Annotated in this window: 9 protein-coding genes; 6 read left to right on the forward strand and 3 right to left on the reverse strand. The window is 37.3% G+C overall.

Annotated features, from left to right (window positions below; translation table 11 throughout):
- Positions 1 to 5: 5 nt before the first annotated feature.
- Positions 6 to 1,595, reverse strand: a complete 1,590-nt coding sequence (locus tag BXY75_RS04185) for a T9SS type A sorting domain-containing protein (RefSeq protein ID WP_121906431.1) — start codon at positions 1,593 to 1,595, stop codon at positions 6 to 8.
- A gap of 381 nt (positions 1,596 to 1,976) precedes the next feature.
- Between BXY75_RS04185 and BXY75_RS04195 the strand changes: the two genes are divergently transcribed.
- Positions 1,977 to 3,098, forward strand: coding sequence for a diphosphomevalonate/mevalonate 3,5-bisphosphate decarboxylase family protein (locus BXY75_RS04195; protein WP_121906433.1), 1,122 nt, complete (start codon positions 1,977 to 1,979; stop codon positions 3,096 to 3,098).
- Here BXY75_RS04195 and BXY75_RS04200 read toward each other — a convergent pair whose 3' ends face one another.
- Positions 3,099 to 4,478, reverse strand: a complete 1,380-nt coding sequence (locus tag BXY75_RS04200; protein ID WP_121906434.1) for a T9SS type A sorting domain-containing protein — start codon at positions 4,476 to 4,478, stop codon at positions 3,099 to 3,101.
- Positions 4,479 to 4,489: 11 nt separating this feature from the next.
- Positions 4,490 to 5,872, reverse strand: a complete 1,383-nt coding sequence (locus BXY75_RS04205; protein WP_121906435.1) for a T9SS type A sorting domain-containing protein — start codon at positions 5,870 to 5,872, stop codon at positions 4,490 to 4,492.
- Positions 5,873 to 6,042: 170 nt separating this feature from the next.
- Here BXY75_RS04205 and BXY75_RS04210 point away from each other — a divergent pair, with 170 nt between their 5' ends.
- From BXY75_RS04210 to BXY75_RS04230, 5 genes are all read left to right on the forward strand, one after another.
- On the forward strand, positions 6,043 to 6,981 hold the full coding sequence (locus BXY75_RS04210; protein ID WP_121906436.1) for a mevalonate kinase family protein: 939 nt from the start codon (positions 6,043 to 6,045) through the stop codon (positions 6,979 to 6,981).
- A gap of 23 nt (positions 6,982 to 7,004) precedes the next feature.
- On the forward strand, positions 7,005 to 7,910 hold the full coding sequence (locus tag BXY75_RS04215) for a geranylgeranylglycerol-phosphate geranylgeranyltransferase (protein WP_121906437.1): 906 nt from the start codon (positions 7,005 to 7,007) through the stop codon (positions 7,908 to 7,910).
- Positions 7,911 to 8,053: 143 nt separating this feature from the next.
- Positions 8,054 to 9,028: a carbon-nitrogen hydrolase family protein gene (locus BXY75_RS04220; RefSeq protein WP_121906438.1), complete on the forward strand. Its 975-nt coding sequence runs from the start codon at positions 8,054 to 8,056 to the stop codon at positions 9,026 to 9,028.
- 151 nt (positions 9,029 to 9,179) lie between these two features.
- A complete protein-coding gene (locus tag BXY75_RS04225; RefSeq protein ID WP_121906439.1) occupies positions 9,180 to 10,103 on the forward strand; it encodes a pseudouridine synthase in 924 nt (307 codons plus the stop codon).
- Positions 10,104 to 10,150: 47 nt separating this feature from the next.
- Positions 10,151 to 11,932: a MutS-related protein gene (locus tag BXY75_RS04230; protein ID WP_121906440.1), complete on the forward strand. Its 1,782-nt coding sequence runs from the start codon at positions 10,151 to 10,153 to the stop codon at positions 11,930 to 11,932.
- Positions 11,933 to 12,115 lie beyond the last annotated feature (183 nt).

Raw genomic sequence — 12,115 nt, forward strand, 5'->3', positions numbered from 1 at the left:
AATGTTTAGTTTTTAATAATTTTTATGGTTTCTGAAAGCCCTTCGGAAGTGGATACGTTTACAATGTAGATTCCCGTAGCTTTTTCAATTTCGAGTTGCAAATTATTTGTGTTCTCAAATTTTTCCGAAGCAATCACTTGTCCAAGCAGGTTAGTAATTGTTGTGTTTATTTCTGAATAGGTTTCGCCTAAATTGATGGTGAACCTTCCTGAAGTTGGATTGGGATAAACTGCTATTGTAAGCTTACTGTCATTGTTTGGAATTCCTAATATTGCAGGTGATGTTTTAAAAATCCAATAATCATCCAGACCTTCATTGTTATCGCCCTTGTCACCAGAAATGTTACTGTCTGAGGAGCAGAACAACACAAAATCTCCACTAGCATCCTGCAGTATATACGTTCCAGATTCATCTGCTGAGCCACCTATTGAGTTCTGACTTATAATGCTTCCTGAGGCGTTTAAACGAACCAACCAATAATCGTAGCCACCATTGGAATTCTCAGTTTTATCTCCAGATATGTTACTGTTCGACCAACCAGCAATCAAGTACGTTCCATCTGCTAGTTGTTGTACATCGCGGGGATAATCAATTCCACTTCCCCCAATGGTGTTTTGCCAGATAATAGTTCCGTTCCCGTCCAACTTTATAATCCAATAGTCAAAATCTCCTTGAGAATTTTCGGTTTTATCACCTGAGATATTCGACCTCGAATAGCCACCAATAAGATAACCGCCATCTGCTGTCTGAATCAAATCTCGTAATAATTCGGTGTCAGATCCCCCGATGGTATTTTCCCATTGAATAGTTCCATTTGGATTTAATTTTACAATCCAATAGTCTTGTGCGCCTAAGCTGTTTTCCGATTTATCACCAGATGCAGGAGAAGTTGAAAAGCCGCCAATAATATAGCCGCCGTCGGTAGTTTGTTTTGTTGCTAAAACCGTATCAACCAAACTGCCGCCAATACTATTTTGCCATTCGATATCACCAACGCTGTCCAATTTCAAGATCCAAAAATCTCGTTGACCGTTTGTGGGGTCTGTCTTGTCTCCGGAAATATCGGAGTCCGAATAGCCGCCTATAATATAGCCACCATCGGTGGTTTGCTGTCCAAAGCATTGAAATTCCGGTTGTGCTCCCCCATAAGTATGTTGCCAGGTAATGTTTCCAGTACTATCCAATTTTAAGATCCAAAGATCTAGCCCGCCACGGGAATTTTCAGTTTTGTCACCCGAAATATTTGAATCTGAATTCCCCAAAACAATATAGCCTCCATCTGTAGTTTGCTGAATCACGTCAACATTATCTTCACCACTACCACCTATTGTATTTTGCCACATAATATTCCCCGTAGCATCTATCTTAACGACCCAAATATCTGTTCCTCCATTACTGTTTTCGGTTTTATCTCCGGATGCATTAGACAAAGAATAGCCCGCAAGGATATATCCTCCGTCTGAAGTCCGGTTTGGAGTTTGTAGAAAATCTGTGTTACTTCCCCCAATAGTGTTTTGCCATATTATGGCAGGATCCTGTGCGAATGCAGCCATAATTCCGAAGAGAAGAGCAGCAAAAGTAAATTTAGTTTTCATAAAGATTTAGTTTTAGGATTATACTATTACATCAGAATCATTTAAAATGTCATCAAATAATTCTTATATCAAAAAGTGGGGAAGATTAACGTTTCAAAAAGATTTCATTTCTGAAGGGGAAGTATGATAAAGGTAGCTTGATCGATTAATTGCAATGTCCAAGATATTCACATATGGTATATATTCAGACTACAATAGGAAAAAACGCCCCTTTTTACAAGGAGAATTCTGAAGTACTCATCACTCTAACACTAAGAGATAAATACTTATTTAGTGTTTCTTTTGAAGATTTCGATAACTATTACGAGTTCGAAACAATAGTAAAAAGTAAGCAGAAACGGAAAAGAAGTTTATTTTTGTTGATGTAAGACAAAGGCATTTATGGAAACTCAATTTATTCCGAAGAAATATACCCACGCACCATTAAAAGGAAGTGTTAGCTGGCAATCTCCCAGTAATATTGCCTTGGTAAAATATTGGGGAAAGTATGACGAACAATTACCTAAAAATGCATCCATTAGTTTTACGCTTAGTCAATGTAATACTAAAACAACACTTCATTTTGCGAAGGTAAACAACACGGGAATATTTAATTTTGAAGTTTTTCTCGATGGAAAAAAAACAATCGATTTCGAACCTAAAATTCAAAAATTCTTCGAAAGAGTAGAAGTGTATTTACCATTTCTGAAAGAATATCGATTTAAGATCGAAACTTCCAATAGTTTTCCACATAGCAGTGGGATTGCATCTTCCGCCAGTGGAATGAGTGCGTTGGCACTGTGCTTAGTGGATATGGAACGACATTGTCACCCTGTGCCTGTCGAAGGGTCTTTTGATGACCGAGGAGGCTTCGAAAATCTCAGCCTGACAAAAGATAACTTAAAAAAAGTCTCTTTTTTATCAAGATTGGGCTCAGGTTCGGCTTGTAGATCGATTGAAGGGGATTTAATTGTGTGGGGCTCGCATCCAAATATAAAAGGGAGTACTAATCTTTTTGGCACCAAGTATCCGTATAAAGTACACGATAATTTTAAGAAATATCAGGATACAATTCTTTTAGTCGATAAAGGTGAGAAGCAGGTAAGTAGTACTGTAGGGCACGATCTTATGCACAACCATCCCTTTGCCGATCAACGTTTTAAACAGGCAAATACTAATCTTTCTGCACTGATTCCTATTCTTGAAAACGGCGATTTGTCAGCATTTATTGAGATTGTTGAGAGCGAGGCGCTTTCACTTCACGCCATGATGATGACTTCCATGCCGTATTTTATTTTGATGAAACCTAATACCCTCGAAATTATTAATCGCATTTGGAATTTCAGAAAAAGCACGGGAAGTAGGGTTTGTTTTACATTAGATGCAGGTGCTAATGTACATATGTTATATCCTGAAATCGAAAAGAAAACGGTTTCAGAATTTATTAAAAAAGAGCTTGCTCAATTTTGTAAGAACGGTGAGTTTATTAACGATCAGCTAGGTTTTGGCGCAAGCCGATTTTAACTATTGAACCACCATTTTTGTAGTTGCAATCACTCTATCTTTCGAAGTAAGTTGTATTAAATACAGACCTCCCGAAAGATTGTCTCTTTTTATGTTACTTTCTTCGGAAACATTTGAAATACGATTTACTTCCTGTCCTAACATATTATAAATGCGAAGCGACATTGATTCAGAAGAGTTAGCGAATCCTTCCGAAGCATTCAAAATAACGCGAAATTCGTCCGTCACCGGATTGGGTTGTACATAAAAGTCTATTTCTTTCGACGCAAATTCAGAAACAGCTAAAACTTCTTCTACAACTCTTAATACCACCGTGGTATTATTACAAATGACGTCAAAAAGATACTGTGGTCCGCCTCCAAGTGTGTTAGTTACTTGGGCAGGTAAATTGCAAGAATTGATTTCGTTGGCGGTAATAACCGTAAACTCGTCCCCAATTTGAGGCGAATATGTTAAATTGATTAAAAAATCACCGTCTAGATCCGGAAAACCTGTAACCGAAATTACATCGTAATCACCCGGATTAGTCCCGGCAATGTCGAGTCTCAATTTGGTTTGCGGTGATAGGCTAAAGTTATTTACAAAATCCAATGTTCCAATCGATCCGTCTCCTGGCGAAATAGTCCCTGGAGTAAAAAATGGAGAAGTTATGTCATATACTCCGAAACCTGATATTTTGCCGTTTTCCAAATTATTGAATTCACCCAAAGCACTTAGAAAAAGAAATGTTTGGTTCTCTCCAATGTCGATAACTCCTTCGTTGTTCATTTCCAAAACAATATAACTGCCTCCCGAACTAGTACTTCCTACTTTCGTAAAAAACCCAGCATTGTTAAAAACCGGATTGCCCGTTTGATGAGTTAAATTACCACCTCCATTGAAGTGAAAAAATCCTGTAGAAGTATTGTCAATCGTAGGACTATCGATTAGTCGAAGAAAACCTATATTTATGATCGTTATTGTACCTTTATTAACAAGATGTGTGTTGGTGAGATGTTTTTCTTCAGTGGTGGTTAGAAGCATGCTTCCGTTATTTTCGATAAGATTTCCACCAATAAACCCACCTTCATTCCATAATAACATACCACTAGATTCGATTCGAAATACATCGTTGATCGTAACATCTGTTGCCAGCGTAAGTACTGCCTGATCTATGAGATCAAGTTTGTTCACTACCGTTGAATGATCGGCCATAACGACCAGAAAATTTTCCCCAATCACGACGTCACTACTGGAATCGGGAACTGTATTCGATGACCAATTTGCGGCATTAAACCAATTTTGATTACCTCCATTACCAGTCCAAATATGGGTTTGGGCCTGAACGGATGAAATAAGAATTAGAAAAAAGGCGCGTAGTGTGTAGTTGTTAAGTGTCATGGCGTATATTATTATTGTACCAGCATTTTTGTGGTAGCTATCACTTTACTTTCTGAAGTGAGTTGTAGTAAATACAGGCCTCCCGAAAGACTTTCTCTTTTTATGATACTTTCTTCGGAAACATTTGAAATACGATTTACTTCCTGTCCCAACATATTATAAATGCGAAGCGACAGTGATTCAGAAGAGTTAGCGAATTCTTCCGAAGCATTCAAAATAACGCGAAATTCGTCCGTCACCGGATTGGGTTGTACAAAAAACGAAATCGCTTCTGAAGTGAAATCTCCTATATCTAATAAAATGTCATTCACCCTTAATACAATGGCGTTTGGATTACAGTCTACTTCAAAAGAATAAGAATTACCATTAAAATTGGTCGCTACAAAACTTTGCATATTGCAACTACTATTGTTAGATGTAGTAAGAATTGTAAGTTCGTCTCCAATCGATAATTCCGACAATAAATTTAATTCAATGACGCCTTCTAAATTATCTGATCCGGTGAGTTCTATGACATCATATTCGCCGGGATTTGCGCCAGCTATGTCAATTTTTATGGTTGCGTTATTCCCAAAACTAAAATTATTCACAACTTCGAGAGTTCCTATTGTATTTTCACCACCCGGGGAATAAGAACCGTTATTTGTAAAATTCGCGGTTATGTCGAAAATCCCCGAACCCGAAATAACACCGGTTTCCATATTGTCTAACGTAATATTCCCTCCCAGGATCAAGAAGGTCTGGTCCTGTTCCGCATGGATTATGCCGGTATTGTTAATATCAAAAATCAAATAGAAGGTGCTAAATCCTGTTCCAGTTTGGATTTTTCTTATTACACCTTCGTTGTTTATTGTATTTCCTGTGTTTTCCTGTATCCAGGAACCAACACTATCAATTTCCATGATTCCAGTTGGTTTGTTATTGATCACAACTCCATTTGAAGCCTTATTTTGATTGGTTTGCACGATGGAAATCATTCCATAATTATTAAAAGTGATATTAGAAATTAATTTAAAATCGAAAGTAGTCATAGTAAACAGGCTGTTGTTCTCTATAATTCCACCGCCTTGTATCGTTCCACTCGTCCAATTCACAGTACAATCGGCGTTAATGTTCCATAAGCCCGAAAACAGCAAATTGTTGCTGAGCGTTAGGGAAGAAGTAGTATTCATCTCAATAGATTCGGCAGTGGCTATACTAGTGACAATTTCAACATTGAACCCGCTTGGTATCAACACAATACTATTCGATGATGGAACAGTTCCCGAATTCCAATTGGCACTGTTGAACCAATCGATATCACCTCCATTTCCAGTCCAAGTATGAGATTGAGCTAGCACAGTTGAAAAAAGAAAGAAGAAAAGGACTGGTAGCGTATAATTTTTTGTCTTCATGGCAGTTTAATTATAGTATCTCTAAATTACTAAATATCTGTATGGTAAGAGGCTGTTTATCCAAAATATAGGTTAATTATCGATAACAATTTGGGAAGAAGCAGTATCTTTGTCATAGGTTTTAACTATTTTATAAAAAACCTCTATTTTTATTTACACATTCAAAGCATATGCGCGGCCCCTTATTTTATTCCAAGATTTTATTGTTCGGTGAGTACGGTATTATAAAAGATTCGAAGGGATTATCTATTCCTTATAATTTTTACAATGGTGCTCTAAAAATTGACGAACATCATACAGTGGCTACACATAAATCTAATGATGCGTTAAAACGTTTCAGTACATATTTAGAACAGCTTCAGCAAGAAAAACCCGAATTGGTGACTTTCGATCTTACTGCTTTAAAGAATGATGTGACCAACGGCTTATATTTTGATTCAAGCATTCCTCAGGGTTATGGTGTAGGTAGTAGTGGCGCATTGGTTGCTGCTATTTACGACAAGTATGCTGCTAATAAAATTACAGTACTTGAAAATTTAACCCGTGAGAAATTACTTCAACTGAAAGTCATTTTCGCAGAAATGGAATCTTTTTTCCATGGAAAATCTTCAGGATTGGACCCTTTAAACAGTTATTTAAGTCTTCCAATACTAATAAATTCGCAAGATAATATCGAACCGGCTGGAATTCCTTCTCAAACAGAAAGTGGAAAGGGAGCGGTTTTTTTATTGGATAGCGGAACAACAGGCGAAACCGCGCCTATGGTGCAGATCTTTATGGAAAATATGAAACAGGAAGGTTTCAGAAATATGCTAAAAGATCAGTTTGTAAAACATACAGATGCCTGCGTTGATGATTTCCTTCAAGGGAATGTGAAATCACTTTTTGGTAATATTAAACAACTTTCCAAAGTGGTTTTAGAGAATTTTAAACCTATGATTCCACAGGAATTTCATAATCTCTGGAAAAAAGGGATCGATACAAACGCCTACTATTTAAAACTTTGTGGCTCGGGAGGTGGCGGTTATATGCTCGGCTTTACCGAAAACATTGAAGAAGCACGTCTTGCATTAAAAGATTATAAAATGGAAGTAGTCTACAACTTCTAAAGAAATTCTTAGTTACTTAAAAGATGTTAAGCAGAAAACAAAAACACTTTCTACTAAAGTTTTTCAGTTTGTTTTCGGTAGTAAGAGGCTATAATATCCTGGTTATTGTTGTCGCTCAATATCTAACCTCCATCTATATTCTTGCACCACAGCTACCTCTTAGGCAGGTGCTTTTTGATCCAAATTTACTGATGTTGGTGCTTGCTTCAGCCTGTGCTATTGCTGGGGGATACATTATAAACAGCTTTTACGATAGTGAGAAGGATCTTATAAACCGGCCTCGTAAAACCATGTTGGATAAACTCGTAAGTCAGCGGACAAAGTTGAGCGGTTATTTTGTGCTCAATTTCTTGTCGGTAATTTTCGCGAGTTATGTTTCTTTTAAAGCTGTTGTTTTCTTTTCCATTTATATCTTCGGAATCTGGTTCTATTCGCACAAGCTTAAAAAATACCCATTTGTGGGGAATATCGTAGCAGCTATACTGGCTGTTGTACCTTTCTTTGCGGTCTTCATTTATTATAAAAATTTCGCAATCGTCATATTTGTTCATGCGACCTTCCTATTTCTTATTATCTCTATGCGTGAACTAGCGAAGGATCTGGAGAATCTAAAGGGTGATTTGGCGCAAAATTATAGGACGGTTCCGGTGGTATACGGTGAGAATGTGTCTAAGTGGATGCTTACAATTTTAAGTGTATTAACCCTTATTCCTAGTATGTTGCTGATTTTTAAGTTTGAAATCGGTTATATGCATTACTACTTCTACGGAAGTATCATCGCATTAACTTTATTTTTAGTGGTTTTATGGAAATCTGCTCGTAAAATACACTATGTTGTACTCCATAACATCCTCAAGTTTATCATTTTAATGGGAGTTTTTAGCATCGTATTGATCGAAGTTGATGTGTTGCTAAATAGACTGCTTTAAGGGTAATTATTCAAGTATATAAGACTTTACAGGCACAATAACTATTGATTAGAACCTCCCCTCCTTTTTAAGGAGGGGTGCCGAAGGCGGGGTGGTTTTCTTCGGAATAATTTGCCAATCGATTTTCTTCGTACATTTAATATATGAGAAAAGAAAATCTACTAAAGGTCGCTATGGCTCAAATTTCACCTGTATGGTTGAATAAACCTGAAACCCTTCAGAAAATAAATGAATCCATTACTGAAGCCGGTAAAAATAAGGCAGAACTTATCGTTTTTGGAGAAGGTTTGTTGCCAGGTTACCCCTTTTGGCTGGCACTTACCGACGGAGCTCAATGGGATGAGAAATCCCAAAAAGAGTTACACGCGCACTATGTACGCAACGCTGTATGTATTGAAAAAGGAGACTTGGATTCCGTTTGTGTGCTTGCTAAAAAATATAAAATATCTATTTATTTAGGAATTATTGAACGCCCTCAGGATCGGGGAGGACATAGTTTATACGCCTCTCTAGTGTATATCGATAAAGAAGGAGCAATTCAATCGGTGCATCGTAAATTACAGCCTACTTACGACGAACGTCTTACCTGGTCACCTGGTGATGGAAATGGGTTACGGACGCATTCGCTAAAGCAATTTACCCTCGGCGGACTCAATTGCTGGGAGAATTGGATGCCTTTACCACGTGCCGCACTTTATGGACAAGGTGAAAATTTGCACATTGCTGTTTGGCCTGGAAGTAAGCGAAATACAAAAGATATTACTCGATTTATCGCTTTGGAAGGGCGTAGTTTTGTCATTTCTGTATCCTCTTTAATGACTTTGGAAGATTTCCCTTCCGCCACGCCGCATCTTGAAAAAATCTTTGAGAAAGCTCCAAAAGTGCTCGCAAATGGCGGTAGTTGTATTGCAGGTCCCGACGGTAATTGGATTGTAAAACCAGTGTTGAATGAAGAAGGTAACATTTATGCCGAATTAGATTTCAACCGCGTACTTGAGGAACGTCAAAACTTCGATCCGGTAGGTCATTATTCGCGACCCGATGTTACAAAACTACTTGTTAATAGAGAAAGACAATCGACGGTTACCTTCGGAAATTTTGATTCTCTGAAAGAATAAATAAATAAGTCCAAATTCTATTTTGAGAATAGGAATTTAGCGCAAAGTGCTGGAATTTGTGATTTCAGATATTGGTGCTTGAAAGCAAGTAGGCTTTCCGTATCTTTGCAAAAGTTTAATTTAAAAAATACCTGCCTTCGTAGGTAATATTATGAGCAGACAAGATAACAGTGGAAAAGGAAAAGCTTCAGGAAGAGGAGGAAATAATAGCCGAAATAGAAGCAGTGCAAGAGGGAATGCTCCTTTGAAATCAGAAGCGCCAAGAAAACAGACAGGAAGACAACAGGATCCGAAGGCAAAACCTTCATCTAAATTCAGTAAAAAAACCACAACTGTCGTAAATAAAGAGACTACCCCCGTTAAAAAGAATACAGATGGTGGGATACGACTGAATAAGTATATTTCTAATAGTGGAGTCTGCTCTCGTCGCGAAGCAGACACCTATATTGCAACAGGATTAGTAACCGTAAATGGAAAGATCATTAACGAAATGGGTTTCAAAGTGGCCTTAACGGACGATGTGAGATTTGATGGACGCCGCCTAAACCCTGAGCCTAACACCTATGTTTTACTTAATAAACCTAAAGGATTTTCAACTACAGATAGCAATAGCAAAGGAAATACCGTTATGGATCTCATTGCGAACGCATCTGTTAATAAAATTAAGCCTTTTGGAAGATTAGGACGCAATTCTACAGGCTTATTGTTGTTCACAAATGACGAACAATTTCGCCAAAAATTCACCAAAAAAGGAATGCCTAGACTGTTTCATATAGTTTTGGATAAGAACTTAAAGGCGCCCGATCTTAAGAAAATCGCCGACGGATTTAAAATCGATGGAAAATTAATAGAAGTCGAAGAAATTAGTTACATCACCAATGCTCCTAAAAAGGAAGTTGGTCTTAAGATCAAACATACAGGGAACAGCGTTATTCGAACTATTTTTGAACATTTGGGATACGATACAGTAAATATCGATTGTGTTACTATTGGGCCATTAACCAAAAAAGACCTTCCTCGTGGTCGCTGGAGACATCTCACTCAACAGGATGTTGACATGTTTGGACGTCTTTAGAATTTATATTTAAACTATAACTTTTCTGCCGAAGCGACACTTTAATTATGGACGCACCCATCAATTTTTATAATAAAGAAAAAGAATCCTTCGAAAAGGAGCTGGCTCTTATCAAAAAGAAGCTGGCTAGTTCGAGTGTTTTTAGGTTAATTGTTGCCTGTACGTTGATTTTTGCAGTGTATTATTTTTTCATCGATGCCAACATCGTAATTCCCATTGTGGTTGGTGGCATTGCCTTCTTTATCTTTTTAGTATCCAAACATTCGGACTTAAATCTGAAGAAGAATAAACTGGAAACCTTGATCGTTATCAATCAAACAGAGATTGATGTTTTGCAAGGCGATCTTTCGAAATTGGAAACTGGTAATGATTTTCAAGACTCGCAGCACGCGTTTAGCTACGATATTGATCTCTTCGGAAGGAATTCTTTTTTTCAATATGTGAATCGAACTGTATTAGCTTCGGGGAAACAACTTCTTGCGCACATAATTACTTCGAATACGACTGAAGCCATACAAGAAAAACAAGTAGCATTAAAGGAGCTTTCAGAAAAAATACGCTGGAGACAAAACTTTTCAGCAACCGGTAAACAAGTAAATGTTGAGATTGATTCTCAAAAGATACAGCATTGGTTGAAAAATCATGAACACTTTGTTCCTTCATTAATGCGAATTCTACCAACTGTATTTGCAGTTATATCAGTTACGCTTTTTATTCTGAATTATTTCGCGATAATACCACTTACTGTAACAACGACCTGGTTTTTTATAGGTCTAGGCATCACCGGAATCTATGTAAAAAAGATTAATATTTTTTATCAGAATGCAAGTAAGGCTAAAGACACTTTTAGACAGTATCATCAATTGCTGAAGCTTATAGAAACCGAAAAATTTTCGTCAGGGATTTTACTTGAGAAACAAAAAGAAATAAAATCGGATGTAAAAGCCGCATCGGCCATATTTTTGGAATTTTCAAAATTGCTGGATGCTTTCGACCAAAGAAATAATATGATGGTTGGCGTTTTTACAAATGCCTTTGCGCTTAGAGATCTTCAACTGTGTTATAAAATAGAAAATTGGATTACATCCTACGAAGAACGTGTTGCACATTGGTTTGAAGTGATTGCCTTTTTCGATGCATACAACTCTCTGGCGAATTATACATACAATCATCCAAGCTATACATTTCCCTTAATTTCGGAGGATAATTCGGTGATAACTGCAACCAATCTGGGACATCCGTTAATAGATAGTGCAAAGAGAATTGATAATGACATCCGAATCAATAACGAAGAATTTTTCATCGTTACCGGGGCAAATATGGCGGGAAAAAGCACCTTCTTAAGAACGGTGTCGCTTTCAATCATCATGGCGAATAGTGGACTTCCGGTTTGCGCAAAATCTTTCAGTTATACTCCTATCAAGTTGATAACAAGTATGCGAACCAGCGATTCCTTATCTGATGACGAATCTTATTTCTTTTCAGAATTAAAGCGACTCAAGTTTATTATTGACGAGATTGACCCAAAAGGGAAGGCTGAAAAATACTTTATTATCCTCGATGAAATCTTAAAGGGTACGAATAGCTTAGATAAAGCAATCGGTTCGCGAAAGTTTGTGGAACGATTGGTGAAGTCACAATCCACAGGTATTATCGCTACCCACGATTTGAGTTTATGTGAAATTAGTGATGCACTACCACAAGTGAAAAATCACTATTTCGATGCCGAGATAATAGCCGATGAACTTCATTTTGATTACCGTTTTAAGGACGGGATTTGTAAAAATATGAACGCTTCTTTTCTTCTGAAGAAAATGGATATTGTATAATGTCCTTCATTTAAATGAAAGGAAATCGCTTCCGAAGCAAAAAATTTACATAAAATTAATTTTCCTTTCAATTTTTTTTCCTTCATTTGTTCTCTATTAGCTGAATTTATTGAAACGTGTTTCTGTATTCGGGCTTTTGAACAATAGGAAGGTTGGTTCAAGAGCGATCTGCAAGGCGGATGA

Origin of the sequence: Ulvibacter antarcticus (genome assembly GCF_003688405.1) — a bacterium.
Lineage (GTDB): Bacteria > Bacteroidota > Bacteroidia > Flavobacteriales > Flavobacteriaceae > Ulvibacter > Ulvibacter antarcticus.